Annotated in this window: 25 protein-coding genes, 1 tRNA gene and 1 other RNA gene; 12 read left to right on the top strand and 15 right to left on the bottom strand. The window is 67.4% G+C overall.

The window, feature by feature from the left end:
- The first annotated feature begins 93 nt into the window (after positions 1-93).
- Positions 94-1,518 (top strand): type I glutamate--ammonia ligase, encoded by a 1,425-nt coding sequence (gene glnA, locus CTB96_RS12630; protein WP_110127236.1) that lies wholly within the window; start codon positions 94-96, stop codon positions 1,516-1,518.
- A 108-nt stretch (positions 1,519-1,626) separates the two neighbouring features.
- Here the strand turns inward: glnA and CTB96_RS12625 are convergent, their stop codons facing one another.
- Positions 1,627-4,662, bottom strand: a complete 3,036-nt coding sequence (locus CTB96_RS12625; RefSeq protein WP_110127235.1) for a bifunctional [glutamine synthetase] adenylyltransferase/[glutamine synthetase]-adenylyl-L-tyrosine phosphorylase — start codon at positions 4,660-4,662, stop codon at positions 1,627-1,629.
- A gap of 27 nt (positions 4,663-4,689) precedes the next feature.
- Positions 4,690-6,027: a glutamine synthetase family protein gene (locus tag CTB96_RS12620; RefSeq protein WP_110127234.1), complete on the bottom strand. Its 1,338-nt coding sequence runs from the start codon at positions 6,025-6,027 to the stop codon at positions 4,690-4,692.
- Between the two features lie 113 nt (positions 6,028-6,140).
- Between CTB96_RS12620 and panB the strand changes: the two genes are divergently transcribed.
- Entirely contained in the window at positions 6,141-7,013 is an 873-nt protein-coding gene (gene panB, locus CTB96_RS12615) for a 3-methyl-2-oxobutanoate hydroxymethyltransferase (protein ID WP_110127233.1), read from the top strand.
- Positions 7,014-7,036: 23 nt separating this feature from the next.
- Here the strand turns inward: panB and CTB96_RS12610 are convergent, their stop codons facing one another.
- Entirely contained in the window at positions 7,037-7,225 is a 189-nt protein-coding gene (locus tag CTB96_RS12610; RefSeq protein WP_110127232.1) for an SPOR domain-containing protein, read from the bottom strand.
- Positions 7,226-7,237: 12 nt separating this feature from the next.
- Between CTB96_RS12610 and map the strand changes: the two genes are divergently transcribed.
- Both map and ppgK read left to right on the top strand, forming a co-directional pair.
- Entirely contained in the window at positions 7,238-8,104 is an 867-nt protein-coding gene (gene map, locus CTB96_RS12605; RefSeq protein WP_110127231.1) for a type I methionyl aminopeptidase, read from the top strand.
- A 16-nt stretch (positions 8,105-8,120) separates the two neighbouring features.
- A complete protein-coding gene (gene ppgK / locus CTB96_RS12600) occupies positions 8,121-8,888 on the top strand; it encodes a polyphosphate--glucose phosphotransferase (protein ID WP_110127230.1) in 768 nt (255 codons plus the stop codon).
- A 28-nt stretch (positions 8,889-8,916) separates the two neighbouring features.
- Here the strand turns inward: ppgK and CTB96_RS12595 are convergent, their stop codons facing one another.
- The 7 genes from CTB96_RS12595 to CTB96_RS12565 form a co-directional block, all read right to left on the bottom strand.
- Positions 8,917-9,300 carry a TIGR02611 family protein gene (locus CTB96_RS12595; protein WP_110127229.1) on the bottom strand — a complete coding sequence of 128 codons (384 nt, stop codon included), beginning with the start codon at positions 9,298-9,300 and terminating at the stop codon, positions 8,917-8,919.
- A 74-nt stretch (positions 9,301-9,374) separates the two neighbouring features.
- Positions 9,375-9,748: RNase P RNA component class A (gene rnpB / locus CTB96_RS12590), an RNA gene on the bottom strand.
- Positions 9,749-9,804: 56 nt separating this feature from the next.
- Complete coding sequence (locus CTB96_RS12585) at positions 9,805-10,542, bottom strand: zinc ribbon domain-containing protein (RefSeq protein WP_110127228.1); 738 nt, start codon at positions 10,540-10,542, stop codon at positions 9,805-9,807.
- Positions 10,543-10,594: 52 nt separating this feature from the next.
- Positions 10,595-11,416, bottom strand: a complete 822-nt coding sequence (locus CTB96_RS12580; RefSeq protein WP_110127227.1) for a Nif3-like dinuclear metal center hexameric protein — start codon at positions 11,414-11,416, stop codon at positions 10,595-10,597.
- Between the two features lie 48 nt (positions 11,417-11,464).
- A complete protein-coding gene (locus CTB96_RS12575; protein WP_110127226.1) occupies positions 11,465-11,965 on the bottom strand; it encodes a DUF427 domain-containing protein in 501 nt (166 codons plus the stop codon).
- A 15-nt stretch (positions 11,966-11,980) separates the two neighbouring features.
- Positions 11,981-12,610, bottom strand: a complete 630-nt coding sequence (locus CTB96_RS12570) for a response regulator (protein WP_110127225.1) — start codon at positions 12,608-12,610, stop codon at positions 11,981-11,983.
- Positions 12,610-14,328 (bottom strand): sensor histidine kinase, encoded by a 1,719-nt coding sequence (locus CTB96_RS12565; RefSeq protein WP_110127224.1) that lies wholly within the window; start codon positions 14,326-14,328, stop codon positions 12,610-12,612. Before CTB96_RS12565 ends, CTB96_RS12570 begins: the two co-directional genes overlap by 1 nt.
- Positions 14,329-14,467: 139 nt before the next feature.
- Here CTB96_RS12565 and CTB96_RS12560 point away from each other — a divergent pair, with 139 nt between their 5' ends.
- Together CTB96_RS12560 and CTB96_RS12555 are read left to right on the top strand one after the other, a co-directional pair.
- On the top strand, positions 14,468-15,349 hold the full coding sequence (locus CTB96_RS12560; protein ID WP_110127223.1) for a universal stress protein: 882 nt from the start codon (positions 14,468-14,470) through the stop codon (positions 15,347-15,349).
- Positions 15,346-16,266, top strand: a complete 921-nt coding sequence (locus tag CTB96_RS12555; RefSeq protein WP_110127222.1) for a universal stress protein — start codon at positions 15,346-15,348, stop codon at positions 16,264-16,266. The genes CTB96_RS12560 and CTB96_RS12555 overlap by 4 nt, the downstream gene beginning before the upstream one ends.
- A gap of 42 nt (positions 16,267-16,308) precedes the next feature.
- Here the strand turns inward: CTB96_RS12555 and CTB96_RS12550 are convergent, their stop codons facing one another.
- The 5 genes from CTB96_RS12550 to CTB96_RS12530 form a co-directional block, all read right to left on the bottom strand.
- Positions 16,309-16,647, bottom strand: coding sequence for a hypothetical protein (locus tag CTB96_RS12550; RefSeq protein WP_110127221.1), 339 nt, complete (start codon positions 16,645-16,647; stop codon positions 16,309-16,311).
- An 80-nt stretch (positions 16,648-16,727) separates the two neighbouring features.
- Positions 16,728-17,438 (bottom strand): GAF and ANTAR domain-containing protein, encoded by a 711-nt coding sequence (locus tag CTB96_RS12545; RefSeq protein WP_110127220.1) that lies wholly within the window; start codon positions 17,436-17,438, stop codon positions 16,728-16,730.
- 7 nt (positions 17,439-17,445) lie between these two features.
- Positions 17,446-18,165 (bottom strand): GAF and ANTAR domain-containing protein, encoded by a 720-nt coding sequence (locus CTB96_RS12540; RefSeq protein WP_110127219.1) that lies wholly within the window; start codon positions 18,163-18,165, stop codon positions 17,446-17,448.
- 210 nt (positions 18,166-18,375) lie between these two features.
- A tRNA-Val gene (locus tag CTB96_RS12535) sits at positions 18,376-18,448 on the bottom strand.
- A 57-nt stretch (positions 18,449-18,505) separates the two neighbouring features.
- Positions 18,506-18,985: a peroxiredoxin gene (locus CTB96_RS12530; RefSeq protein ID WP_110127218.1), complete on the bottom strand. Its 480-nt coding sequence runs from the start codon at positions 18,983-18,985 to the stop codon at positions 18,506-18,508.
- 276 nt (positions 18,986-19,261) lie between these two features.
- Here CTB96_RS12530 and aceE point away from each other — a divergent pair, with 276 nt between their 5' ends.
- The 6 genes from aceE (at position 19,262) to CTB96_RS12500 (ending at position 26,907) form a co-directional block, all read left to right on the top strand.
- Positions 19,262-21,988, top strand: coding sequence for a pyruvate dehydrogenase (acetyl-transferring), homodimeric type (gene aceE, locus CTB96_RS12525; protein WP_110127217.1), 2,727 nt, complete (start codon positions 19,262-19,264; stop codon positions 21,986-21,988).
- Positions 21,989-22,113: 125 nt separating this feature from the next.
- On the top strand, positions 22,114-23,202 hold the full coding sequence (locus tag CTB96_RS12520; protein WP_248283364.1) for a PucR family transcriptional regulator: 1,089 nt from the start codon (positions 22,114-22,116) through the stop codon (positions 23,200-23,202).
- 94 nt (positions 23,203-23,296) lie between these two features.
- On the top strand, positions 23,297-24,217 hold the full coding sequence (locus CTB96_RS12515; RefSeq protein ID WP_110127215.1) for an ACP S-malonyltransferase: 921 nt from the start codon (positions 23,297-23,299) through the stop codon (positions 24,215-24,217).
- 29 nt (positions 24,218-24,246) lie between these two features.
- The gene (locus tag CTB96_RS12510; protein WP_110127214.1) at positions 24,247-25,248 is read left to right on the top strand and encodes a beta-ketoacyl-ACP synthase III; all 1,002 of its coding nucleotides are present in this window, start codon (positions 24,247-24,249) and stop codon (positions 25,246-25,248) included.
- Between the two features lie 62 nt (positions 25,249-25,310).
- Positions 25,311-25,559 carry an acyl carrier protein gene (locus CTB96_RS12505; RefSeq protein ID WP_110127213.1) on the top strand — a complete coding sequence of 83 codons (249 nt, stop codon included), beginning with the start codon at positions 25,311-25,313 and terminating at the stop codon, positions 25,557-25,559.
- Between the two features lie 112 nt (positions 25,560-25,671).
- On the top strand, positions 25,672-26,907 hold the full coding sequence (locus CTB96_RS12500) for a beta-ketoacyl-[acyl-carrier-protein] synthase family protein (protein WP_110127212.1): 1,236 nt from the start codon (positions 25,672-25,674) through the stop codon (positions 26,905-26,907).
- The last annotated feature ends 43 nt before the right edge of the window (positions 26,908-26,950 follow it).

The raw sequence follows: 26,950 nt of genomic DNA, 5'->3' as shown, positions 1-26,950 counted from the left end.
TCATTCTTGAGTAACGCCCCCGTAATAGTCTCGGGGGAGCCGCAGTGTGCGACACATAGTCACCCACGCCTACGTCGTTTGGAGTAAAACCGCATGTTCCGCGATTCGTCCGAAGTGCTCGCCTTCATCAAGGACACCGATGTCAAGTTCCTTGATCTCCGATTTACCGACCTGCCGGGGGTGCAGCAGCACTTCAACATTCCCGCGTCGACGGTCGACGAGGACTTCTTCACGGTCGGCCAGATGTTCGACGGTTCGTCGATCCGTGGCTTCGCCTCCATCCACGAATCCGACATGCAGCTCATCCCGGATGTCACCAGCGCCTACATCGACGCCTTCCGCGCCGAGCGCACCCTGATCATGCTGTTCGACATCTACAACCCGCGCAACGGCGAGATCTACTCCAAGGACCCGCGCCAGGTCGCCAAGAAGGCCGAGAAGTACCTCGCGTCCACCGGCATCGGCGACACCGCGTTCTTCGGCTCCGAGGCAGAGTTCTACATCTTCGATGACGTGCGCTACGAGGTCAACCAGCACACCAGCTTCTATTCGGTGGACTCCAGCGAGGGTGCCTGGAACTCGGGCCGCAAGGAAGAGGGCGGCAACCTCGCCAACAAGACGCCGTTCAAAGGCGGCTACTTCCCGGTCAGCCCGGTCGACCAGCACGCCGACCTGCGCGACGACATCTGCCTCAAGCTGATCGACGCGGGCCTCGTGCTCGAGCGCAGCCACCACGAGGTGGGCACCGGCGGCCAGGGCGAGATCAACTACAAGTTCGACACCATGGTGCACGCTGCCGACGACCTGCTCAAGTTCAAGTACATCGTCAAGAACACCGCACACGAGTGGGGCAAGACCGCCACCTTCATGCCCAAGCCGCTCTTCGGTGACAACGGCTCCGGTATGCACACCCACCAGTCCCTCTGGGCAGACGGCAAGCCGCTCTTCTACGACGAGGCCGGCTACGGCGGACTCTCCGACATCGCCCGCTGGTACATCGGTGGCCTGCTCAAGCACGCCCCGGCTGTGCTCGCGTTCACCAACCCGAGCGTCAACTCCTACCACCGCCTGGTCCCCGGCTTCGAAGCACCGGTCAACCTGGTCTACTCGGCCGGTAACCGCTCCGCCTCGATCCGCATCCCGATCACCGGCACGAACCCGAAGGCCAAGCGCCTCGAGTTCCGCGCTCCCGACGCATCCGGAAACCCGTACCTGGCGTTCGCCGCGCAGCTGATGGCCGGCCTGGACGGCATCAAGAACCGCATCGAGCCGCACGAACCCGTCGACAAGGACCTCTACGAGCTGCCGCCCGAAGAGGCCAAGAACATCCCGCAGGTTCCCGCGTCGCTCGAGGAGGCGCTCAAGGCGCTGGAGGCCGACCACGACTTCCTGCTCGCCGGCAACGTCTTCACGCCCGAACTGATCGAGACCTGGATCGACTACAAGCGCGAGAAGGAAATCAAGCCCCTCGCCCAGCGCCCGCACCCGTTCGAGTTCGAACTGTACTACGGCGTCTAATCCACACCCGGGCAACCGGAACCCCGACGGGGCCGCAACCAACTGGTTGCGGCCCCGTCGCTGTTAAGCCGAACGCACGTGAATCGCGGTGGCGCGCGGCGGCGACGCCTAACCAGAGAAGGCGCCGGGGCGATCGACCGGGCCGTAGAACCGGCGCTCGAAGACCGCGCGGGCGCGACGAGTGACCGACAGGTAGTCCTCCTCGAGCCGGTTCGCGGAACCCGGCGGGTATTCCATCATGCGCGCCACCCCGTCGAGCTGCATCCGGTCGCTGGGCAACACGTCTGCGGTCTTGTTCGTCCACAGGGTGATCGCCGAGCGGCATCTGGAGGCGAACAGCCACGCCGCCCGCAACGTCGCCGCCTCGGTTTCGGCGACGAGCCCGTTCTTGGTGGCTTCGGCGAGGGCGTCGAGGGTCGAGGTCGTGCGGAGGGCCGGAATCGTGGCCGCGTACTGCAGTTGCAGCAGCTGCACGAACCACTCGACATCGGAAAGGGACCCGCGGCCCAGTTTCAGGTGCCGGTTGGGGTCTGCACCCTGGGGCAGGCGTTCGTTCTCCACCCTCGCCTTGATGCGCTTGATCTCCCGCACGTCCTGGTCGCTGATTGCCACCGGGTAGCGCACGGTGTCCATCACGGCGTGAAAGCTCTCCAGCAGCGCCGGCTCCCCCGCGACCCCGTGGGCCCGGAGCAGCGCCTGGGCTTCCCAGGTCAGCGACCACCGCCGGTAGTAGGCCTGGTAGGAGTCGAGGGAGCGCACGACGGCACCGTTCTTGCCCTCGGGCCGCAACCCGATGTCGAGGTCGAACGGCAGTCGGTTGTCCTCGGTGAGCCGGTTCAGCTCGCGCACCAGGAAGGTCGCCCTGTCGTGTGCGGCGCCGCCATCCAACGTGGCGGGCCTGAAGACGAACATGACGTCGGCGTCTGACCCGAAGCCCAGCTCCGCTCCCCCGTACCGGCCCATCGCGATCACCGCGAACTCGATGCCGTCCGGAGCGAGCGGTCCGTCGTCGCCGGTGAGACCGGTGCCACGGATGGCGCCGAGCACACCCTGGATGATCACGGTCGTGATGTCGGTGAGGCCGGACGCGAGCTCATCGATGGTGGTCCGGCCGAGGATCGCGGAGAGGGCCAGGCGCAGCATCTCCCGACGCCGGCTGGCACGCAGGATGGACGCGGCCGCATCGGGGCTGCCGTGTCTGGCCAGCACCGCACGGGCTTCGTCCTGCAGCACAGCGAGCGGCCGTGGCCGTAGTTCGTCGTCGTGCTCGAGCCAGGCCACCGCCTCCGGGATGGTCTCGAACAGTTCACCGACGAATCGGGACGCGGAAAGCACCCTGGTCAGCCGTTCGGCGGCTCCCGAGGAATCCCGCAACATGCGCAGGAACCAGTAGGTCGACCCGAGGCTGTCACTCAACCGCCGGAACGCGAGCAGGCCGTAGTCGGGGTCGGCGCCGTCGGAGAGCCACTGCAGCAGGACGGGCAGCAGGTGCTGTTGAATGGTCGCGCGCCTGGACACACCGCTGGTGAGGGCAGCGATGTGCGCCAGCGCGCCCTTGGTGTTGCGGAAGCCGATCGCCGCCAACCGCGCCTCGGCCTGCGCACTGGTCAGGTTCAGTCCTTCTGCGGGCAGGGCGGCCACCGCCGACAACAGCGGACGGTAAAACAGGCGCTCGTGCAGCCCACGCACCCGGTGCTTGGTCTCTTCCCACCGGGCGGACAGCGCCGCGGCGCTGGTAGCGAGCCCGGTGGCGCGCGCGAGCACCCGCAGCCCGGCCTCGTCGCGGGGAAGGAGATGGGTGCGGCGCAGCCGGTCCAGCTGCAGCCGGTGCTCCATCAGGCGCAGCATCCGGTAGTCCTCGGCGAACTCCGCCGCCTCGGCCCGGCCGACGTAGCCGGAGTCGGCCAGGGCGGCGAGAGCGGGGAGGGTACCGGGCTGCCGCACGTCGGGGTCGGCCTGGCCGTGCACCAACTGCAGCAGTTGCACGGTGAATTCGATGTCCCTGAGCCCCCCGGGGCCGAGCTTGAGCTGCACGGCCACTTCGTCGGCCGGGATGTTGCTGGTTACGCGTTCGCGCATCCGCTGCACAGACTCGACGAAGTTCTCCCGGCTGGCGCTCGTCCACACCTTCGGTGCGACGGCGGAAACATACCTGGCGCCGAGTTCGAGATCGCCGGCCAGCGGCCGAGCCTTCAGCAGCGCCTGGAATTCCCAGCTCTTGGCCCACCGGTCGTAATAGGCGATGTGGGATTCGAGGGAGCGCACCAGCGCCCCTGACTTGCCCTCAGGCCGGAGGTTGGGGTCGACCTCCCACAGTTCGGGCTCGAGACTGGGTTGGTTCAGCCCGCGCATGGTCAGGATCGCAAGCCGGGTGGCGATGTCGACCGCGCGGCCGGTTTCCAGCCCGGCGGCCTCGTCGCCCTCGGCGACGAAGATCACGTCGACGTCGCTGACATAGTTGAGTTCGCCGGCGCCGGCCTTGCCCATGCCGATGATCGCCAGCTTGGTCAGCCGAACCTGCTCGGTGGCGAAGATCCCGTGGGCCGCGACATCGCTGCTGATCATTCCCCTGGCGACGGCGAGGGATGCCTCGAGCGCGGCCGCCGCGAGATGGGCCAGCTGCCGGGCGATCCGGTCGAGCCCGCCGAGCGGGTCGGCCAGCTCAAGGTCATACGCGGCCAGTTCGGCGAGGCGGCGGCGGTACCGCACCCGCAGCGCCACCCAGCCGGCATCCTCGACGACCCGGGCGAATCCCCCGGTCGCCGACACTGACTCGAGCAGATCGGCGGTGAGGTCGGCGAGCCCGGGCAGGGCCGTGGTCTTCTCGTGCAACACCGCCAGCTCGGCCGGGTGGCGCAGGAAGAACTCGGTCAGCCCGGTGGACGCCCCCGTCACCAGCACCAGGCGCTGCAGCGCGCCCGGATGACGGCGCAGGCCGGCGAACTCCGCCGGCGCCTGCCGCACCAGCGACAGCACGGCGAAGAGCGCCGCATCGGGGTTCGCCGCGCGGCTCAGAAGCGGGAACAGATCGGCCTGGTCCGGCCCACCGAGCTCACTGACTTCGTCGAGCCGTGCCCTGGCCTCCCCGAGGTCGGCGAAGCCGACCCGGGCGAGGTCGGTCAGGGTCAGCTGTTCTCTCGCCATTTTCGCGCCCGTTCCGAAAGTCGGCCCCTAGAGCATCTCGAGGTTCTTGTTGAGCTCGAACGGGGTGACCTGCGAACGGTACTCACGCCATTCCTGGCGCTTGTTCAGGAGCACGTAGTTGAAGACGTGTTCACCCAGGGTCTCGGCGACCAGTTCGGACTCTTCCATGTACTGGATCGCGTGGTCGAGGCTGGCCGGCAACTGGTGGTAACCCAGCGCGCGCCGTTCGGTGTCGCTGAGCCCCCAGACGTTGTCTTCAGCTTCGGGCGGAAGCTCGTAGCCCTCCTCGATGCCCTTCAGCCCGGCGGCCAGCATGAGCGAGTACGCGAGATACGGGTTCGCTGCGGAGTCGATGGCCCGGTACTCGATCCGTGAGCTCTGGCCCTTGTTGGGTTTGTAGAGCGGAACCCGGATGAGCGCTGACCGGTTGTTGTGGCCCCAGCAGACGAAACTGGGCGCCTCGTCGCCGCCCCAGAGGCGCTTGTAGGAGTTCACGAACTGGTTGGTCACGGCGGTGATCTCCGGCGCGTGCCGGAGCAGCCCGGCGATGAACTGCCGGCCGGTGGTGGAGAGCTGGTACTGCGCACCGGCCTCGTAGAAGGCGTTGGTGTCGCCTTCGAACAGGGAGAGGTGGGTGTGCATGCCGGATCCGGGCTGGTCGGAGAGCGGCTTGGGCATGAAGGTCGCGTAGACGCCCTGCTCGATGGCCACCTCCTTGATCACCGTGCGGAAGGTCATGATGTTGTCCGCGGTGGTAAGCGCGTCTGCGTAACGCAGGTCGATCTCGTTCTGGCCGGGACCGGCCTCGTGGTGGCTGAACTCCACCGAGATGCCGAGGTCCTCGAGCATGCGCACCGACCGACGGCGGAAGTCGTGGGCGGTGCCGCCCGGAACGTTGTCGAAGTACCCGGCCGAGTCGACGGGAACGGGCCCGTTCTTGCCGAACTTCGACGACTTGAGCAGGTAGAACTCGATCTCAGGGTGGGTGTAGAAGGTGAACCCGCGCTCGGCGGCCTTCGCCAGCGTGCGCTTGAGCACGTTGCGCGGGTCGGCGACGGCGGGCTGGCCATCCGGCGTGGTGATGTCGCAGAACATGCGGGCGGTCGGGTCGATCTCGCCGCGCCAGGGCAGGATCTGGAACGTGGTGGGGTCCGGATGCGCCAATACGTCGGCCTCGAACGACCGGGTCAATCCCTCGATCGCCGAACCATCGAAGCCCAGGCCCTCCGCGAATGCACCCTCAACCTCTGCGGGCGCGATGGCGACCGACTTCAGGGTGCCAACCACGTCGGTGAACCATAGTCGAATGAACTTGATGCCCCGTTCCTCGATAGTCCGAAGAACGAAGTCGCGCTGCTTGTCCATCCACGCCCTTTCTTGTTACCCCTAGGCTACCGGCTGCCACGAGCTCGCGGGCGAAAACGGGCTGATCGCGGCGACGAATGACTGCGGAATCCGGCGCTGGGTACACTGAGCACATGCCTGAGTCAGCCACACCCGACGCCGCGAACGCCCACGAAGTGCAGAACCCGTACACCAGCGTGCCAGCCGGACCCAAACGGGTGCGCACCAGGCATTTCCAGAACGCGAAGCAGCAAGGCATCCCGATAACCGGCCTGACCAGCTACGACATGTTGACCGCGCAGATCTTCGACCAGGCCGGGATCGACTTCCTGCTCGTGGGTGATTCGGCCGGAAACAACGTCTTCGGTTACGAAACCACCCTGCCTGTCACCGTCGACGAACTGATTCCCCTGACCCGTGCCGTCGCCCGCGCCGTCACGCGGGCTCTCGTCGTGGCCGATATGCCGTTCGGCACCTACGAGACCGGCCCGTCAGAGGCACTGCACACCGCCGTGCGCTTCATGAAGGAAGCCCAGGCCCACGCGGTGAAGCTCGAGGGTGGTGTGCGCAGCCGCAAGCAGATCTCCCGCATCGTGTCGGCCGGGATTCCGGTGATGGCACACATCGGTTTCACGCCGCAGAGCGAGCACGGCCTCGGCGGGCACATCATCCAGGGCCGCGGCGCCGGCGCAGAGCAGCTGCTCAAGGACGCCCTGGCCGTGCAGGACGCCGGCGCATTCGCGGTCGTCCTGGAGATGGTGCCGGCGTCCGTGGCCGCCATGGTCACCGAGAAGCTCGAGATTCCCACCATCGGAGTCGGCGCCGGCCCGGATGTGGACGGCCAGCTGATGGTGTGGACTGACTTCGCCGGCCTGACCGGCGGGAGGGTGCCACGGTTCGTGCGCCAGTACGCCAACCTGCGTTCGGTTCTCACCGACGCCGTCCAAGCGTTCAAGGCAGACGTCGACTCCGGTTCCTACCCCGGAGCCGAGCACAGCTACGAGTAGCCGCTCTCGGTCACGCGGCGGCCTCAGCGGTCGTCGGCAGCGTCATCCTCAGCCCATTTGGCACTATTGGCTCGGAGTTTGTCGAGGGCATGGGTCGCCTCGTCGAACGTCGAGAACGGTCCGACCCGGTCGATCGAGGGCGACAGCAGACCCTTCTCCACCGCGCCCGTGCGCATGTTGTACCAGAACTGGTGTTCAGTATCTTCGGCCATAAGCTTGATCCTATGCCTAAGGATTCCGTCGGTCACCTCATTCCGGGAGCCGTGTCCAGTCACCGCTCCGTTCCCTCGTCCATCGTTCGACCGGAGTACGTGGGTCGCACCGCGCCGGCGCCGTTCACCGGTTCAGACGTGTACTCCCCCGACCAGATCCAGTTAATCCGGGAGTCCGGGCGGATCGCAGCGGCGGCCATCCAGGAGGTCGGCCGGGCGGTCACGCCTGGCGTCACGACCGAGGAACTCGACCGGATCGGACACGAGGCGGTGTTGCGCGAGGGCGCCTACCCGTCCACGCTCGGCTACCGTGGCTATCCCAAGTCGATCTGCTCGTCGGTGAACGAAGTGATCTGCCACGGTATCCCCGATGACACCGTGCTCGAGAACGGCGACATCGTCAACATCGACATCACCGCCTACAAGAACGGTGTGCACGGCGACTCGAACATGACCTTCATCGTGGGCGAGGCCTCCGAAGAGGTCACCCTGCTCGTTGAGCGCACCCGGGAGGCCCTGGCCCGCGGTATCAAGGCCGTCGCCCCCGGTCGACAGGTCAATGTGATCGGCCGCACCATCGAGTCCTACGCGAAGCGGTTCGGTTATGGCGTGGTTCGGGACTTCACCGGGCACGGTGTCGGCGCTGCCTTCCACTCCGGCCTCATCATTCCGCACTACGACTCCGCGCCCCAGTACGACACCGTGATGGAGGTGGGCATGGTCTTCACCATCGAACCGATGCTCACCCTCGGCACCAGCGAGTGGGACATGTGGGCCGACGACTGGACGGTGCTCACCAGGGATCGCAGCATTACCGCCCAGTTCGAACACACCCTGGTCGTGACCGAGCGTGGCGCCGAGATCCTGACGTTGCCGTAGCCGGTAGATTGGCAGCATGATTTCAACCACTGCCATCGGCATCGATATCGGCGGAACCGGCATCAAGGGAGCCGTGGTCGATGTGGCCACCGGCGCGCTGCTCTCCGACCGCGTCAAACTGCCCACCCCCAAGGGCGGTCGCCCGCAGGACATCATCGAGACCACGCGCAAGCTCCTCGCGACGGTGTCCGCCGGCACCACCGACCTTCCGATCGGCGTGTGCTTCCCGGCCGTCGTCAAGAACGGCCACACCATGTCGGCGGCCAATGTGTCCGACAAGTGGATCGGGCTCGCGGCGGAGAAACTGTTCGAGAAGGGCCTGGGCATGCCCATCCACTTCGTCAACGACGCCGACGCAGCCGGATACGCCGAATCGCAGTTCGGTGCCGCTCAGGGCGTCTCCGGCGTGGTGCTGCTCACCACCCTGGGCACCGGAATCGGCACGGCATTGATCAACGACGGCGAGCTGGTGCCGAACACCGAACTCGGCCATCTGGAGATCGACGGCGTCGACTACGAGACCCGTGCGGCGTTCTCGGCCAAGGAGCGCGACAACCTCAGCTGGGAGAAGTGGGCGGCCCGCCTGCAGAATTACTACAGCCGGCTGGAGATGCTCTTCACTCCCGACCTGTTCATCGTCGGCGGCGGCGTCTCGAAGCACCACGAGGATTTCCTGCCGTTGCTGAACCTGAACACCCGGATCATCCCGGCCGTGCACCGCAACAACGCCGGCATCCTCGGAGCCGCCGCGCTGGCCGTCACGCACGCCCCGGTCGCCATCTAGACCAGCCGTACGGCTGCCCTGGCGGAGGTCAGGCGGCCGTGCGCGTTGGGTTCGTCTGAGCGGCCCGGCGCTCACGTCGGGCACGCCACCACAGCCGCACGCGGTGCGCCAGACGACGCACGGCCTGGGTGAGCCGGTGCGCGGCGGGGAACTCTGTACCCAGAACCGCGACGCCGACGAACACGATGAGCCAGCCCGGTCCGGGCAGCGGCACGAGGACCAGTCCGATCGCGATGATCGTGAGGCCGACAACGGCAACGAGCACCCGGTAGGGCGCCCGCAACCGCGGATGCCGGTGAATCCACGCCCGGGACCGGCCGAGGAATCCCTGCAGCCGCAACCACGGCCCACCGGCGGTTCGCCGGGCGGACTGACGGACGACGACGTCGTTCTGGGACACGGATGTGCTCATGGCCCCAGCGTAGATTCCCCGGCTGGGAATGCGCCAGAGCCGCCGCCAGCCCGGACTGAATTCACAGTTTGAGTGGAATGGGCCGGCTGGTACGCCGGGTTCTGTCCTGGCTTGCGCCATGGACGGCCATCTATCTCGGGACTACGTTGCCGCAGCCCTCTAGCGGTCTACCCGGAAACTCGGCGAGCCGCCTTAGCGTTTCCTGTTCGACCTTGCTCCGGACGAGGTTTACCTAGCCGGCCAGGTCACCCTGGCCGCTGGTGGTCTCTTACACCACCGTTTCACCCTTACCGCCGGCGTGAAGCCGGAGGCGGTTTACTTTCTGTGGCACTGTCTCGCGGGTTACCCCGGGTGGGTGTTACCCACCGCCCTGCCCTGTGGAGCCCGGACGTTCCTCGGCATCCCAGGCCCGAAGGACCAGGGATGACGCGACCGTCTTGCCGACCCATTCCATCGTCGAGCCTACCGGCCCGCGCCGCACCGAAGGTACCAGAGCGGCGTCGGCTAGATCCCGGATTCCTCCGTGCGCACCAGGATGGCGCCGCAATCGGGGCAGAACACGATCTCGTCGGCCGGCTTGGCCCGAACCTCTTCGAGGTCGTTGCCGGTGAGGGTCATCGTGCATCCGCTGCAGGTGCGGGCGCGCAGCAGCGCAGCCGCGTTGCCACGGCCGGCGACGCGTCGCTTCTCGTACAGCGCGGCCAGGTCGTCGCCGATCGCCGAGACGATGGCCGTACGGTCCCGGGCGAGCTCGCCGAGCTGACGGTTGAGGTCGACCAGCAGCGCATCGCGGTCGGCTTCGATCTCAGCGACCCGGCCGACGACGACGGCCCGCTCCGCCTCGGTCTCGGCGACGGCGCTCTCCTTCTCCTCGAGGCGCTCCATCACGGCGAGCTCGATTTCCTCGAGCGCCGACAGGCGGGACGCGAGGGCGGTGAGTTCGGTTTCGAGGGCGTGCACGTCTTTGATCGACGAGGTGTGCTGGGCACGGTCGGTATCGCGGCTGATGCGCTTCTCGACCACGTCCACGTCGGATTCGATCCGGCGCAACTCGATCTTCGCGTCCTCCACCTCGCCGGTACGGCCGGTCAGCACGGTCTTGGACAGATCCAGGGTCTTGGCCAACTCGGCCAGTTCAGCGTGCTGGGGCAGCGCCTTGGCCTGGTGCTCGAGCTGCTGCAGCCGGATGTCGAGGGCCTGGAGCCGCAGGAGCTCTTTCTGCTCTGTGGGAGATGCCTTCACAATGTCCTGACCTTCATGATTATGGAGTTTGAAATAAGTACGGGGCGAGCGCTCACTGCGTGACGACGAAGTCCCACGGATCGGTGCGGAGGTCGCTGACCTCGATGCGAATGCCGGGAAGCGCGCGTCGCAACTGTGCGGCGGCGACATCCAGCCAGAGCCATTCGCTGGCCCAGTGTGACACGTCGATGAGTGCCGGGCCAACCCCGGCCGCGAGGGTCTGTTCACGCGACTCCGAGACCGGGTGATGCCGGAGGTCTGAGGTGATGTAGACATCCGCCGCCTGCACAGCCGGCTCCCGCAACAGCGAGTCGCCGGCTCCGCCGCACAGGGCGACGGTCTCGACCACGTCGGAGTACCCGCCGGATGCCCGGATGCCCGTGGCCGTCGGCGGGACGAACTCGGCCAGGCGACGGGCGAGCGCGCCCAGCGTGGTGGGTTCGCTCAGACGTCCGACCCGGCCGAGGCCGATTCCCGGCGCGGTCCCGGCGGTGATCGGCCGCACGTCGACCAAGCCGAGACGCTGGGCGAACACGTCAGACACCCCGTCGACCACGACGTCGGCGTTGGTGTGCGCGGCGAGCAGGCCGCAGTTCGCCCGGATCAACCGGGCCAGGAGCGCACCTTTGTAGCGATCTTCGGCCACGCTGGTCACCCCGCGCAGGAGCAGCGGATGGTGCGCCAGGATCAGATCGGCGCCGGTGTCGACAGCCTCGGCCACGGTCTCGGCGACGACATCGACCACCAGGAGGATCGAGTCCACCCGGCTGGACGGGTCACCGCTGACCAGGCCGGGCGCGTCCCAGTCCTCGGCCCCGGAAAGCGGCCACAGGTCATGGGAAACCCGGGCTACATCAGCTAGCGAGAATGACACGCCATCAGCCTACTAGCCGTGGCCCGGCCGGTTCGTCGGTGCAGGACGTCACCAGCCGAGGGTTCCCGGCGAGCCCTTGAACGGTCCGACGATGCGGTCGGTGATCCAGCCGCCGTAGAAATCCCCCGGCTGGGCACGCACGACCTCACCGTCCACGGTGCACTCATCCAACCGTCCGGGGTAGACGGCGACCCGCCCGGCCAGGAGTTCGAACCCCGGCTGGGGGTTGGGGTAGTACCAGGCCACGGCCTCAGCGGCACGAGCACCCGACCAGACGCTGAGGTAGGACGCGAGCCCCTTGTACTCGCAGACACTGTGCCCATTCACCGGCTGCAGCACTCCGGGCGCGAATGCGTCCCGCGGCAGGTAATAGGTGGGCGGATGGCTCGTCTCCAGCACTCGGACCGCGTCCCTGGTGTCGGCTATCACCACGCCGTTGAAGCGCAGCACGAGGTGCTCCCCCGTCGTCTCCACCCGCGGTGGCCGCGGGTAGTCCCAGACCGATTCCTGCCCCGGTCCGGGTTCGATCCGCCTACGCAGGTCAGTCATGCTCGCGCGCCCGGATTACCGCGGTCGCAGTCCGGCGCCGTACACGGCCGCCTGAGTTCGCCTGGCCATGCCGAGTTTGGCGAGCAGGCCCGAGACGTAGTTCTTCACGGTCTTCTCCGCCAGGTCGAGCTGGTCACCGATCTGGCGGTTGGTCAGGCCCTCTGCAATGAGTTCGAGCACCTGGCGTTCCCGGGTGGTGAGGTTGGAGGCAGGTGAGTCTGAGGCGGTTCCGGTCAGTTCGGTGACCACCTTGCGGGTGACGGCCTTCTGTACCAGTGACTCTCCCCTGGCGACCCGGCGGATCGACTCGACCAGGTGCTGGCCGCGGATGTCCTTGAGGACGTAGCCGGCTGCGCCGGCGAGCACGGCGGAGTAGCTGGCCTCGTCGTCGTCGTACGCGGTCAGCATCAGGCACTGCACCACGGGGTTGGCCGAGCGGATGGTGCGGCACACGTCGATGCCGCTGCCGTCGGGCAAGCGCACGTCGAGCACGGCGACATCGGGCACTGTCGCGGCGACGCGGGCGACGGCCTGTCGCGCTGTGGACGCTTCGCCGACGACCTCCAGGTCGGGCTCGGCGTTGATCATGTCCGCGATCCCGCGGCGCACGACCTCATGGTCATCCACCAGGAAGACTCGGATCATTACAGTTCCTTTCGTACGGGTTCAGGATCGATCTGGGCGGTCCAGCGTAATCGGCTGCCGCCCCGTGCGCGGTTTTCCAGCACGACGTCGCCGCCCCACTGTTCGGCTCGCGCCTCGAGGTTGGCCAGGCCACTACGACGGTCGGACTCGACCACGCCAGTGCCATTGTCGACGACCTCGATCACAACAAGGTCGTCACCCACGCTCAGGTTGACGACGGTTTCGGTGGCTTCGGCATGCCGCACCACGTTCATCAGGCCTTCCCTGATCACCGCGGCGATGTCGTCGGACATCTCCGGCGGGGTGAGCAGGTCGATCGGGCCGGTGAAGACGAGGCGCGGCGTCTGCGGGAACAGGGCCGCCAACTCGCTGAGCAGGTCGATCACACGGTGGCGGATGGAGCCTCGGTCGCGGCTGGTTTGTGCGGTCAGGGCGAAGATCGCGGTGCGGATCTCCACGATGGCCACGTCGAGGGCGACGACTTCCTCGATGATGCGCTCCCGCACCTCGGGGTCGTCGACCTGTCCGCTGATGGCCTGCAGCCCGATGCCGGCGGCGAACACTCGCTGGATGACGTTGTCGTGCAGGTCCCTGGCAATCCGGCTGCGGTCTTCCAACAGCGCCAGCTTCTGACCGGCGCTGCGGCCCCGGGCCAGCTCAAGGGCAACGCTGGCCTGTCCGGCGAAGTCGGCGGCCATTTCCAGGTCGCTCGTCGTGAACCGCGGCCGGCCGGTGGATCTGGACACCGTCATCACACCGTGGGTGCGGCCGGAGGCCAGCAACGGGATCACCATGGTCGGTCCGAGCACCAACTGCGCGTCGGGCTGGTCCAGGCTGGCTCCTCCGTCGGCGGTGAGAATGGGCTGACCGCTGTCGAAGGCCCGACCCACCGTCGTTCCGGCGGCCGGAATGACCAGGCCCTTGACCTGGTTGGCCTGCTTGCCCTTCGCGGTGTCCACGATCAGGGTGCCGACCCCGGCGGCCAGGACCACGCAAACCAGGTCGGCGTCGGCGAGCGACGCGAACCTGTCGGCGAGGAGTTCCAGGGAGGCATCCGCCCGGTCGGACAGGAGGGCGGCGCTGATCTCGGCAGAGGCGGCCGACCAGCGCTGACGCCGGCGGGTCTCGTCGAACAGTCTGGCGTTGTCGATCGCGATCCCCGCCGTGGCGGCCAGGGCGGTCAGGAGCTCCTCGTCCTCTTCACTGAAGGCGCCGGAGATCTGGTTGGACAGGTACAGGTTGCCGTACACTTCGCCGCGCACGCGCACCGGGACCCCGAGGAAGCTGTCCATCGGCGGGTGGTGAGCGGGAAAACCGGAGGACCGGGGATCCTGGCCGAGGTGGGTGAGGCGGATGGCGTGCGGATCGTCGATCAGCGCGCCGAGCAGACCGTGGCCGGCCGGCAGATGGCCAATGGCGGTTGCCAGCTCGTCGGGGATGCCGACGTGGATGAACTGCTCGAGATTCCCGTTGGGCGCGATGACCCCGAGTGCTCCATATCGGGCTCCGACGAGGTCGACGGCGACGTCGACGATGCGACGCAGCACGGCGGCGAGGTCGAGTTCTTCCACCACGGCCTGGCTGGCCTGGAGCAGGCTGCGGAGGCGTCCCTGGGTCGCGAGCACCTTCTGCGCGTTGAGGACGAGTTCGGACAGGGCCTGGTCGAGCGCTGAGCGCGGCCCGTCGGGAAAGGAGAGCCTGGTCTCAGGAACGGTCACAGATTCGTCCCCTTTCGGTTGGAGCTAGCCCAAAGTGTACCTGACTGGGACCTTCGGCCCTTTCGCAGTTTAGGCGTCCTCGCCATTCTGGAGACGTGGCATCTCCCGAGGAACACCGGGAAGAACTGGAGATCAACTCATGGTTGAAAGAGTGATCGTAGCCGTCGACGGGGGGCCCGCCAGTCAGGCGGCATTGAACTGGGCGTTGACCAGGGCCAAGACTGTGCCTCTCCGCCTGGAATTGACCACGATCGTCGAACTCGGTTGGTCGCCGGTGTCAGGTCAGGACGACGACTTCCAGCCGGTCTACGAGCGCACCCTGGCCGCGGCCAGCCGCTATGTGGAACAGGAGTTCCCCGAACTCAAGACCATCAGCGTCGTCCGGCGCGGCGTGCCGGTGGACGAGCTGGTGCGGGCATCGGCCGATGCCGACCTCGTCGTGATCGGCACGAACAAGACCGGTGTCCTCGTCGGCGCCGTCCACGGCACCCTGCCGCTCCGTCTGGCTGCTCATGCCCGCTCGGCCGTCGCCGTGATTCCGGCCGGCTGGGTCGACGGCGGTGACCGCGTCATCGTGGGCGTCGAAGACGACGGCACCATGGATGCACCCCTGCGGTTCGCCGCTGCCGAAGCCGAAGTGCGCGGCGTGCCCCTCCAGCTCGTGCACGCCTGGTCGATCCCGGCGACCCTCGGCGTGGACTTCGGCGCGTCACTGCCGTTCGATGCCCTCGTCGAGGCGCACACCGACATCGTCACCCGTGCGCTGGACCAGGTTCGTTCCAGCCACCCGCTGCTCGAGGTATCCAGTGTGCTGATGCAGGGCGCTGCCGCGCCGGCGTTGGTGGAGGCCGCCAGAACGGCCGGACTCGTCGTTGTCGGCACTCACGGTCGCGGCGCCGTCGCCGGTCTCATCCTCGGCTCGGTCAGCCACGACCTGTTACTGAACATGCCCTGCCCGGTCATTGTCGTACCGCGCGGCCCCCGGACCGCCGAATCGACCGAAGGACGTGCATCTCAGTGAGCGCCACCTATTACATCGGCGTCGACGGCTCAGGACCCAGCCGCGCCGCCCTCCGCTGGGGCGTGCGTCGCGCGGCCGAGCGCAACGCCGCCGTCGTGCTCGTGAACACCGTCGACGACGAATGGGGCCTGGTCGGACGGGATGCCGCCGCCGACGCGGAGCGCCAGGCACGGGAACTCCTCGCCGAGGAATCCGAACGTGTCGCGGCCCTGCACACCGGAATCAGCCTCACCACCCGTATCGTGCACGGCGGAACGGCCTGGGCCCTGGCGAAGCTGCCCAGCCCGGAGGACCTGCTCATCGTCGGCACGCACAAGACCGGCTTTCTGCGCGGGCGGGTGTTGGGCTCCCGCAGCGTGCAGATCGCTTCAGCCGCCCGATGCTCAGTGGCCATCGTTCCAGACACCACCCTGGAATCCCGCCACGACGTGGTCGTCGGCATCGATGGTACCGACGGTTCCCTACCCGCCGTGCGGATGGGCGCTCAGGAGGCCGATCGCCTCGACCAGGACCTGCTTCTCGTCTACGCTCCCCCGTCGCCGCTCCGCGCTGACGCTTCCCGGTCCGAACTGTCCCGGGCCGAGCCGACCGATGAGCGCGGCCCGCAAACCGCCCGGCTCATGCTCGACGCCGCAGCGGTTGCCGCATCGACATCGTCGCGCATCACGGTGCGCCGCCGGGTCGCCCACCGCGACCCCGCCGAAGCACTGCTCGACGCCAGCTTCGACGCCGCCCTGCTGATTCTCGGAGTCTCGGCGCGGCACGGCGAGAGCACACTGATCGGCTCGGTCACCCACGACGTGCTGATGAACATCAATGTGCCGGTGCTCATCGCCCGCGGCACGAGCGCGACCGCCCAGCCGGCGACACGCGCGGTCCGCGCGTCCACGTCGCTGGCGTCGGCCGGCACCGCCTGAGGCTGCGTCCGGAAACGAACGCATCCGCCAGCCGGTTGCCGGTCAGTAGTCGAACTCGTCGAACTGCGGCGCCCCGTGCGGGGCTCCCGCCCACGCCAACGATGCCGGAGCCGAACCGGTTCTGGCCTTGTCGTGGATGGCGTCGGTTGTCGCGGCCTCGACCAGTTCGGCCAGGCCGGCTGCGCTCGTCACGCTGACCAACTGGCTGGACGCGCCGATCAGGAACTGAGCCCGGCCGGGACTGCCGTCGTCGGTGATGACGGGAATGTCGACGACGTCTGTCGACCGACGATTACTGAGGGCCTCGGCGTAGAGCATGATCGCGTCGGCTAAGTCGCTGCCGGTGACGATCGATCCCCCCGGATGGTAAATGCGTTTCATGATGCACCCCTGATGCTCACGGAAAGTAGGCACGTGCAGCCAGGGTCTAGGGCTCTACCGTCATCATAGATCGGCGGGCGTCAAACCGCGAGGTCCCCCGCGACGATCCGGGCCGCGACATCGGCCAGCGGCAGTCCGTTCGACCTTGCGTACTGCCGGATCAGGGTGAAGGCTTCGTCCATGCTCGCCTTACGGGTGTAGGCGACCACGCCCTTGGCCTGTTCGATCACCACCCGGCTGCTCAGCGCGAACTGCAGTTGCTGGCGGGCGACGTCGCTCTCCCTGAGCGCGCGCTCCTGCAGGATGCCGATCGTGGCGACGTCGGCGAGAGCCTGCACCGTTGGCGCGTCGGCCTCCGGCAGTCCGCCGGTGCGATCCCAGAACAGGTTGAGGGACCCGATGGTGGTCGCGCGCAGGCGCATCGGCACCGAGAACATCGATGCGAAACCCTGCTCGAGCGCACCGGCCCGAAACCGGGGCCACTTGGGTCCAGACGCGTCGATATCGGGCACGGCCACGGCGTGCCCGGTGACGACGCTTTCCACGCAGGGGCCGCTGCCACTGCGCAGCTGCAGGATCTCGACCAGCCGGCTGCGTTCGTTCGTCGAAGCGACAACCTCGAACTCTTCGTCGTCGGTGAGGATGATTCCGGCCGCCGAGGCGTCGAAAAGTGGCACACACTGCGACACCAGGGTGTGCAGAAGATCAACGAGGTCGTAGCCGACCACGAGAGTGTCGGCGAGCGTCACGAAGGCCTCAACGAGTTGGCCCTCACGTGTCTTTGTCGCCATTACTCCATCATAATGACTCGGGCGGGTCAGACCATTCGTCGGCGAAGTCTATTCTGCGAGCGACGATATCCGCCGCGACCTCACGCACGCTGCGCCCTCTGGCGAATGCGTAGCCGTTGATGACAAGCAACGCGTCCGCGGCGCTGACACCCAGTTGGGCGAGCACCATTCCGGTGGCCTGGTGCACCTCGCGGCGGGAAAAGCCGTCGTTGTTCGCGTCGTCTGTGTCGACGGGCGGCGGCTGGTCGGCGAGTGTTCTGCGAAGCACCTGGCGGGCACAGATGCTCGACAGCGCCGTCGCGTCCCCGATCTGGGCCGCCGTGAGAGCGCCGGCCTCCCGGCTGTAGAGATCGACCGCTCCGATGTTGAGCGATCCGAGCGCCAGCGGGAAGGCGAAGAGCGACCCGACGTCGGTGTCACCCAGAGCTTCGGTGAAGAGCGGCCAGCGCGGATGTTCTGCGCGGAGGTCGGCGGCGAGCACCGGCTGCCGGCTCGTGAGCGCATCCCAGCACGGGCCCTCACCCAGGTCGAACTGGAGCTCGTCGAGACGCGCCGCGGTGGCGTCGCTGGCGCTCACGGTCTCAGACCCGAAGGGCGGCCCGAGGGTGGAGATCGCGGCCCCGGTGACCGGGAGCACGGCGAGGAAGGGACGGCACAGGCTCGTCCGGCGTTCCAACGCCAGAGAGAGCTCCTCGACTGCGGCCCCGAAGGCCAGGCGCTCAGACATGCTCAGGCGCGTCGTGCGCGCTCATGTCCTGCTGTGCTGCCATGGTGACCTCGCAACTACCCGGCCCGTCGGGCCTTCGTCTGGGATTTCAGCCGTGAACCGACTGCTCACAGCTTACCTTCGCGGGTGCAGCGTCAGGCCGGCCAACGAGAGGCTATCGAGCCTGAACGACGATGGGCGGTGCAGTCCCCGAGGAGAATGTTCAGAGTGTGGGCCCTACCGGGCTCGAACCGATGACATCCACGGTGTAAACGTGGCGCTCTACCAACTGAGCTAAAGGCCCCGACCGGGTGACCGGAACAGGATGGCTAAAAGCTTACCGATAATTCCGACGTCGCGGTCACACCGGCGACGAGGCCGGCTGCAATTCGTCGAGCGCAGCCCGGTAGGCCTCCAGCGAGCGGGCCTCACCCGGTGCGGTGATGAAGCTGGCCCTGATGATGCCGTTCGGGTCGATCAGGAAGGTGGCCCGATTCGCGAAGCCCTTTTCTTCGAGGAAGACGCCGTACTCCTTGGCGACGGCGCCGTGCGGCCAGAAATCGCTCAGCAGGGTAAAGCCGTAGCCTTCCTGGTCTCCCCAGGCGCGCAGCGTGTGACGGGAGTCCACCGAGATCCCGATCAGTTCGACACTGCTGTCAGCGAACATAGACAGGTTGTCCCGCAGCGCACAGAGCTCGCCGCTGCAGATGCCGGAGAAGGCCAACGGGAAGAACACCAACGCGACCGACTTCTCACCCCGGTAGCGGCTGAGCTGGATGCGCTCACCGAATTGGCTGACGAGCTCGAAATCTGGTGCCTGGGTGTCGTTCTCCAGTGCCATGGTGCGTGTCCTCTCGGGCCATCGGGGAACGATGGCGCAATACGGGGGGACAGCCTAGCCGCCCGGCGTCGCTCCACCAACCTGGCTGCCGCGACGGCCGACCGGCATCGATCCGGGCCGGCGCAGGGACACACCCGTGCCCGTGCGCGCTTCCCAGCAAGAATCACTAGGCTGACGGGGTGCCTTTCGGTCGCGACCCGACCAGAGCTGAATCCGGCACGCCTAACCAGGCATGATCTTCCCCCGCACGATCTGCCCTACAGAAAGAGGTCGAGTGTGACTGTCAACGACCAGGACCCCTACTCCACGGATAACTCGGACGCCGATCCGGACGAAACCAACGAATGGTCGCAATCCCTCGATGCCCTCGTGGCGGCCAACGGCCCCGGCCGGGCCCGCGAGATCATGCTGAGCCTGCTCAAGCGCTCCAAGGAACTGCACCTCAACGTTCCGATGGTGCCGACCACGGACTACATCAACACCATCGCCTCGGCCAACGAGCCTGACTTCCCCGGCGATGAAGACATCGAACGCCGCTACCGCGCCTGGATCCGCTGGAATGCCGCCGTGCTCGTGCACCGCGCCCAGCGTCCCGGAATCGCCGTCGGCGGCCACATCTCCACCTACGCATCCTCCGCCGCGCTCTACGAGACCGGCTTCAACCACTTCTTCCGCGGCCAGGACCACCCGGGTGGCGGCGACCAGATCTTCATCCAGGGCCATGCCTCCCCCGGTACCTACGCCCGCGCCTTCCTCGAGGGCCGCCTGAGCGCCAACCAGCTCGACGGTTTCCGCCAGGAGAAGTCGCACGCCCCCGACGGCATCTCGTCCTACCCGCACCCGCGCCTGATGCCGGAATTCTGGCAGTTCCCGACGGTCTCGATGGGCTTGGGCCCGATCAACGCGATCTACCAGGCCCAGCTCAACCGCTACCTGACCAACCGCGGGATCAAGGACGCCAGCGACCAGCAGGTCTGGGCGTTCCTCGGCGACGGCGAGATGGACGAGGTCGAAAGCCGCGGCCAGCTGCAGGTCGCCGCGAACGAGGGACTCGACAACCTCAACTTCATCGTCAACTGCAACCTCCAGCGCCTCGACGGCCCGGTGCGCGGTAACGGCAAGATCATCCAGGAACTGGAGAGCTTCTTCCGCGGAGCCGGCTGGAACGTCATCAAGGTGGTCTGGGGCCGCGAGTGGGATGACCTGCTCTCCCGCGACACCGACGGCGCGCTGCTCAACCTGATGAACGTCACCACCGACGGCGACTACCAGACCTACAAGGCCGAGAGCGGCGCCTACGTGCGCGAGAACTTCTTCGGTCGCGACCCCCGCGCGCTCAAGCTCGTCGAGGGCTACACCGACGACCAGGTCTGGAACCTCAAGCGGGGCGGCCACGACTACCGCAAGGTCTACGCGGCCTTCAAGGCGGCATCCGAGCACAAGGGCCAGCCGACGGTCATCCTGGCGAAGACCGTCAAGGGCTACGGCCTCGGCCCGAGCTTCGAGGGCCGCAACGCGACCCACCAGATGAAGAAGATGACGCTGGACAACCTCAAGACGTTCCGCGACAGCATGCACGTGCCGATCACGGATGCGCAGCTCGAGGCCAACCCGTACCAGCCGCCGTACTACACCCCCGGCGACAACGACGAGGCGATCCAGTACATGCACGAGCGCCGCCGCGCGCTCGGCGGGTACCTGCCGGAACGCCGGAGCAAGTACACCCAGATCAACCTGCCCGACGACGCCACCTATGCCGTCACCAAGAAGGGTTCAGGCACCCAGGAGATCGCCACCACCATGGCGTTCGTCCGGTTGCTCAAGGAACTGCTGCGCTCGAAGGACTTCGGCCACCGCATCGTGCCGATCATCCCCGACGAAGCCCGCACCTTCGGCATCGACGCGTTCTTCCCGAACGCGAAGATCTACAACCCCAACGGCCAGCACTACACCTCGGTGGACCACGCCCAGCTGCTCGCCTACAAGGAGAGCCCGCAGGGCCAGATCATCCACGTCGGCATCAACGAGGCCGGCGCCCTCGCCGCATTCACGAACGTCGGAACGTCGTACGCCACCCAGGGCGAACCCCTGATCCCGGTGTACGTGTTCTACTCGATGTTCGGCTTCCAGCGCACCGGCGACGCCATGTGGGCAGCCGGCGACCAGATGACCCGCGGCTTCATGATCGGCGCCACCGCCGGCCGCACCACCCTCACGGGTGAGGGCCTGCAGCACGCTGACGGCCACTCGCCGCTGCTGGCATCCACCAACCCGGCCGTCGTGTCCTACGACCCGGCCTTCGGCTACGAGATCGGCCACATCGTGCGCTCCGGCCTCGAGCGGATGTACGGCGGAGAGCACACCGACCCGAACGTCATGTACTACATCACCGTGTACAACGAGCCGCAGGTCCAGCCCGTCGAACCGGCCGATGTCGACGTCGACGGCATCATCCGCGGCATCCACCGGGTGTCAGAGTCCACCGTGGCCGGCCCGAAGGCGCAGTTGCTGGCCTCCGGTGTCGCCGTGCCGTGGGCACTCGAGGCGCAGGCATTGCTCGCCGACGACTGGGGGGTGTCCGCCGATGTCTGGTCGGTGACCTCATGGTCTGAGCTGCGCCGGGACGGTCTCGCGGCAGAGGAACACAACTTCCTCTACCCGAACGAGGAGCCGCGCACGGCCTACGTGACCGACAAGCTCGCGGGCACCGCCGGTCCGTTCGTGGCGGTCTCCGACTTCATGCACGCCGTGCCCGACCAGATCCGCCAGTTCATCCCCGGCGACTTCGCGACGCTGGGAGCGGACGACTTCGGTTTCTCCGACACCCGCCCCGCTGCCCGCCGGTTCTTCAAGATCGACGGCCCGTCGATGGTGGTGCGCACGCTGCAGCAGCTCGCCAACAGCGGAGAGCTGGACCACAGCGTCATCCAGCAGGCCATCGACAAGTACAGCCTGCACGACGTGTCTGCCGGCACCACCGGCTCGGCCGGTGGCGAGAGCTAACCGACAACGTGGCACCGGCGCCGAAGACAAAGGAACAAACCCTCACCTGGTTACGCACGATTTCCGGTGAGTTGTCCACGGCGACGCTGAAACGACTCGAGGACACGCTGCCCTGGTATGGCGATATGCCACCAGGGCGGCGGTCCGCCGTCGGCCTGGTCGCCCAGGCCGGCATCACCTCGTTCATCTCCTGGTACGACGATCCCCGGTCGACCCCGTGGATCGCCGCTGACGTCTTCGGTGCAGCGCCCAGGGAGCTGCTGCGCTCGGTGAGCCTGCAGCAGACGCTGCAACTCATCCGGGTGACCGTCGAAGTGGTCGAGGAACGGGTCAAGGACGGTTCGGAGACCCTCCGCGAGGCCATCCTGCTGTACTCCCGCGAGATCGCCTTCGGCGCGGCGGATGTCTACGCCAGGGCCGCGGAAGCCCGGGGCCTCTGGGATGCGCGGCTCGAAGCCCTCGTCGTCGACTCCATTCTCAGCGGGGAATACGACGACGAACTGCCCAGCCGCATCGCGGCGCTCGGCTGGCACGGGCACGGCGAGGTCTGCGTGCTCGTCGGAACGACGCCGAAAATGCTCGACGTCGACCAACTGCGCCGGTCCGCGCGGCACATGACGGCCGACGTGCTCATCGGCGTGCAGGGCAACCGGCTGGTGCTGGTCATCGGCCGCGCCCACCCCACCAACCCAGACTCTGACGAGGCCGCCGGCACCACCCCGGCGCTCACCTTCATGGAGATCGCACTGCAGCTGGAGCCGAGCTTCGGCCCCGGGCACCTGGTGCTCGGCCACGAGGTGCCCAACCTCGTCGAAGCGTCCAAGAGCGCCAAGGCGGCACTGGCCGGATTCGCGGTCGCCCGCTCCTGGCGGAACGCCCCGCGGCCGGTGCAGGCCGATGATCTCCTCCCCGAGCGTGCGCTGGCCGGCGATCCGCTCGCCCGCGCGACCCTGATCCATCGCATCTACCGCCCCCTGCAGGCACATTCCACCGAGCTCCTCAGCACGCTGTGGTGCTACCTGGACAACGGCAGGTCACTCGAAGCCACCGCCCGTGAGCTCTTCGTGCACCCCAACACCGTGCGGTACCGCCTCAAGCGCGTCTCGGAGGTCATCGGGTACGACGCGACCGGCGCCCGGGAGGCCCTGATCCTGCAGGCCGCACTGATCATCGGCTCGATCAGCGACCACGACGGATCGACCCGACGGCGCTGACCGAACCGGCCTTTGCGTATTCTGCCAAACGTTTCGCGGATACTCGGTAGATTAGCCACACCCCCCGCCCGTACCGACTTGGGAGACTAAGGAAATGATTGTTGTCGTCTGCCCCGGTCAGGGCTCACAAACGCCCGGATTCCTCGAACCGTGGTTGCAGAACCCGGCGTACGCCGAACAGCTCGAGCAGATGAGCGAGCAGTCCGCCACCGACCTGATCTCGGCCGGGACGGTCGCCGACGCCGACACCATCCGCGACACCGCGATCGCCCAGCCGCTCATCGTGGCCGCCGGCCTGATCGCCCTCTCCGCCCTGTTCGCCGACGGCCGACGCGACCGGATCGCAGGCATCGCCGGACACTCGGTCGGTGAGATCACCGCCGCAGCCGGAGCCGGCGTGCTCACACGCAACGATGCCCTCACCCTGGTCGGTGAACGCGGCCGCGCGATGAAGGCGGCTGCCGAGCTCTCCCCCACCGGCATGAGCGCCGTGCTCGGCGGCGATGAAGCCGAACTGCTCGCGCGCCTGGAGGAACTCGGCCTCGAACCGGCCAACTTCAACGGCGGCGGTCAGATCGTCGTCGCCGGCGCACTGGACGCCCTCGCGAGCCTGGCCGCGAACCCGCCCGCCAAGGCACGGGTCATCCCGCTGCAGGTCGCCGGCGCCTTCCACACCCGCCACATGCTTCCCGCCGTGCAGCACCTCACCGAGGTCGCCGGCCGCCTCACCCCCACGGATGCCAGCCTCCCGCTCTGGACCAACCGAGACGGCAGCCGGGTCCAGGCCGGGGCGAGATTCGTCGACCTGCTCGTCGGCCAGGTCTCGTCGCCGGTACGGTGGGACCTGTGCATGCAGGCGTTCACGGAAGCCGGAGTCACCGGAATCATCGAAGTCGCCCCGGCCGGCGCCCTCGTCGGACTGGCCAAGCGCGCACTCCGGGGCATTCCGACGGTGGCCATCAAGACCCCGGACGACCTGCCCGCTGCATATGAACTGATCGACCAACAGGCCTGAATCAGCCCGAGTCAAGCCGGAAGAGACGAATGACCCAGCCACAACTCCTGCAGTCGCAGGGCGCCCAGTACACCCGCATCCTCGCGGTCGGCGCCGCACGCGGCGACCTCGTCGTGCCCAACGATGACCTTGTCGGGCCGATCGACTCATCAGACGAGTGGATCCAGCAGCGCACCGGGATCATCACCCGCACCCGCGCCAGCCAGGATGTGCTCGCCGTCGACCTGGCCACCACCGCTGCGCTCGAAGCCATCGGCAAGAGCGGCATCAACGCCGACCAGATCGATGCCATCATCATTGCCACCATCAGCAACGGTCGCCAGACGCCGTCCATGGCCGCCGTCGTCGCCGACCGGATCGGCGCAGTTCCCGCCGCCGCGTTCGACCTCAACGCCGCCTGCGCCGGGTACGCCTACGGCGTCGCCCAGGCAGATGCCCTCATCCGCTCCGGCGCAGCGCACTATGCGCTCGTGATCGGCGCCGAGAAGCTCTCCGACATGGTCGACGGCACCGACAGGAGCATCTCGTTCCTGCTCGGCGACGGCGCCGGCGCCGTCGTCATCGGCCCGAGCGACTACCCGGGCATCTCCGCCTCGGTCTGGGGTTCTGACGGGCGCGCGGATGCCGTCGGCATGAACGGCACCCTGCAGGAGTACCGCCGCGGCGAGAAGGAATGGCCGACCCTGCGCCAGGAAGGCCAGACGGTCTTCCGTTGGGCCGTCTGGGACATGGCCAAGATCGCCAAGCAGACCCTGGCCGCCGCGGGAATCACCGCGGACCAGCTGGCCGCGTTCATCCCGCACCAGGCCAACATGCGCATCATCGATGAATTCGCCAAGCAGCTCAAGCTGCCCGAGTCCGTCGTCATCGCGCGCGACATCGCCACGACCGGGAACACCTCGGCCGCGTCGATCCCCCTAGCCACCCACCGCTTGCTCGAAGAACACCCTGAGCTCAGCGGCGGTCTTGCCCTCCAGATCGGCTTTGGCGCCGGTCTGGTTTACGGCGCGCAGGTAGTTGTGCTGCCGTAGCCTCGCTCCACCCCTCTAAACTGAATCTCGGTCAAACGAGACACCCCCAAGGAGAAAACAACATGGCATTGTCCACCGAAGAAGTTCTTGCCGGCCTGGCCGAGCTCATCAACGACGAGACGGGCATCGCAACCGACCAGGTTGAGCTGGACAAGTCGTTCACCGACGACCTGGACATCGATTCCATCTCGATGATGACCATCGTGGTCAACGCCGAGGAAAAGTTCGACGTCAAGATCCCCGACGAAGAGGTCAAGAACCTCAAGACCGTCGGCGACGCCGTCGAGTTCATCGTCAAGGCCCAGGACTAGGTCCACGCCCGAACGGGTCGACTGGCTTTCGCCGGCCGACCCGTTCTTCCGGGACGCTCGATCCGCAGTTTCCTCCCTCGCTTCGCGCACGTTCTCACGGAGAGTCGTTGTTATGACCAAAAAAATCGTTGTCACCGGGCTTGGTGCCACCTCCCCGCTCGGCGGCACGGCCGCCGAGAGCTGGAGCGCCCTCCTCGCCGGCGAGTCCGGAGCCACCACACTCGACTACGAATGGGTCGAGCGCACCCAGCTCCCCATCACCTTCGCAGCGCAGGCCAGGGTCCGTCCTATCGAGGTCCTCGCCCGCCACGAAACCAAGCGCCTCGACCCCTCCAGCCAGTTCGCCCTCATCGCCGGGCGCGAAGCCTGGGCTGATGCCGGCGAGCCCCAGGTCGAACCCGAACGCCTCGCGGTGGACTGGGCAACCGGCATCGGCGGCGTCTGGACGCTCCTCGACGCGTGGGACACCCTGCGCGAGCGTGGCCCGCGCCGCGTCCTGCCCATGACGGTTCCCATGCTCATGCCCAACGGCCCCGGAGCGGCCATCGGCATGGACCTGCACGCCCGGGCCGGTATCACCACCGTCGTCTCCGCCTGCGCGTCCAGCACGGAGTCCCTCGTCAACGCCTACAACCGGCTCCAGGCCGGGCTCGCTGACGTCGTCATCGCCGGTGGCTCTGAGGCCGCGATCCACCCGCTGCCGATCGCATCCTTCGCAGCCATGCAGGCACTGTCCAAGCGCAACGACGACCCGGCCACCGCGTCGCGTCCCTACGACATCTCCCGCGACGGTTTCGTGCTCGGTGAGGGCGCTGCCGCACTGGTCCTCGAAACCGAGGAGCACGCCCTGGCCCGTGGCGCACACATCTACGCCGAACTGCTCGGCGGTTCGGTGACCAGCGACGCGTACCACATCACGGCTCCAGACCCCGAAGGTTCTGCCGCCGCCCGCGCGATGATCGAGACCATCCGCAACGCCGGCGCCGACCTGGCCGACGTCATGCACATCAACGCGCATGCCACCAGCACCCCGGTGGGCGACATCGCTGAGTACAACGCCCTCCGGCGCGTCTTCGGCGACTTGCTCGAGGGCATTCCGGTGTCGGCCACGAAGGCATCCACCGGGCACCTGCTCGGCGGTGCCGGTGCGATTGAAGCGCTGTTCACGGTGAAGGCACTCTCCGAGCGGATCCTGCCGCCGACGATCAACCTCACCGAGCAGGACCCGGCGATTCCGCTTGACGTCGTCGCCGCGCCGCGCCCCCTCGGTGCCGGCAACGTCCTGGCGATCAGCAACTCGTTCGGCTTCGGCGGCCACAACGCCGTCGTCGCGTTCCGTTCCGTCTGATCCCACCCCGCCCGGGCCGAGCACTGCTCGGTGCCGGGCGGTG

Origin of the sequence: Cryobacterium arcticum (assembly GCF_003185895.1) — a bacterium.
GTDB classification, from domain to species: domain Bacteria; phylum Actinomycetota; class Actinomycetes; order Actinomycetales; family Microbacteriaceae; genus Cryobacterium; species Cryobacterium arcticum.
Note: the sequence above shows the minus strand (reverse complement) of the source record. Positions and strands in the feature narration are given on the sequence as shown.

Excerpts from the sequence above, each read along its gene's own strand:
- CTB96_RS12560 (WP_110127223.1), top strand. The coding sequence starts at position 14,468 with ATGGTTGAAAGAGTGATCGTAGCCGTCGACGGGGGGCCCGCCAGTCAG.
- panB (WP_110127233.1), top strand. The coding sequence starts at position 6,141 with ATGCCTGAGTCAGCCACACCCGACGCCGCGAACGCCCACGAAGTGCAG.
- glnA (WP_110127236.1), top strand. The coding sequence starts at position 94 with ATGTTCCGCGATTCGTCCGAAGTGCTCGCCTTCATCAAGGACACCGAT.
- CTB96_RS12515 (WP_110127215.1), top strand. The coding sequence starts at position 23,297 with ATGATTGTTGTCGTCTGCCCCGGTCAGGGCTCACAAACGCCCGGATTC.
- CTB96_RS12510 (WP_110127214.1), top strand. The coding sequence starts at position 24,247 with ATGACCCAGCCACAACTCCTGCAGTCGCAGGGCGCCCAGTACACCCGC.
- CTB96_RS12620 (WP_110127234.1), bottom strand. The coding sequence starts at position 6,027 with ATGGACAAGCAGCGCGACTTCGTTCTTCGGACTATCGAGGAACGGGGC.
- CTB96_RS12520 (WP_248283364.1), top strand. The coding sequence starts at position 22,114 with ATGCCACCAGGGCGGCGGTCCGCCGTCGGCCTGGTCGCCCAGGCCGGC.
- CTB96_RS12545 (WP_110127220.1), bottom strand. The coding sequence starts at position 17,438 with ATGGCGACAAAGACACGTGAGGGCCAACTCGTTGAGGCCTTCGTGACG.
- CTB96_RS12530 (WP_110127218.1), bottom strand. The coding sequence starts at position 18,985 with ATGGCACTGGAGAACGACACCCAGGCACCAGATTTCGAGCTCGTCAGC.
- CTB96_RS12595 (WP_110127229.1), bottom strand. The coding sequence starts at position 9,300 with ATGAGCACATCCGTGTCCCAGAACGACGTCGTCGTCCGTCAGTCCGCC.
- CTB96_RS12500 (WP_110127212.1), top strand. The coding sequence starts at position 25,672 with ATGACCAAAAAAATCGTTGTCACCGGGCTTGGTGCCACCTCCCCGCTC.
- CTB96_RS12540 (WP_110127219.1), bottom strand. The coding sequence starts at position 18,165 with ATGTCTGAGCGCCTGGCCTTCGGGGCCGCAGTCGAGGAGCTCTCTCTG.
- CTB96_RS12505 (WP_110127213.1), top strand. The coding sequence starts at position 25,311 with ATGGCATTGTCCACCGAAGAAGTTCTTGCCGGCCTGGCCGAGCTCATC.
- CTB96_RS12625 (WP_110127235.1), bottom strand. The coding sequence starts at position 4,662 with ATGGCGAGAGAACAGCTGACCCTGACCGACCTCGCCCGGGTCGGCTTC.
- map (WP_110127231.1), top strand. The coding sequence starts at position 7,238 with ATGCCTAAGGATTCCGTCGGTCACCTCATTCCGGGAGCCGTGTCCAGT.
- CTB96_RS12610 (WP_110127232.1), bottom strand. The coding sequence starts at position 7,225 with ATGGCCGAAGATACTGAACACCAGTTCTGGTACAACATGCGCACGGGC.
- ppgK (WP_110127230.1), top strand. The coding sequence starts at position 8,121 with ATGATTTCAACCACTGCCATCGGCATCGATATCGGCGGAACCGGCATC.
- CTB96_RS12570 (WP_110127225.1), bottom strand. The coding sequence starts at position 12,610 with ATGATCCGAGTCTTCCTGGTGGATGACCATGAGGTCGTGCGCCGCGGG.
- CTB96_RS12575 (WP_110127226.1), bottom strand. The coding sequence starts at position 11,965 with ATGACTGACCTGCGTAGGCGGATCGAACCCGGACCGGGGCAGGAATCG.
- CTB96_RS12550 (WP_110127221.1), bottom strand. The coding sequence starts at position 16,647 with ATGAAACGCATTTACCATCCGGGGGGATCGATCGTCACCGGCAGCGAC.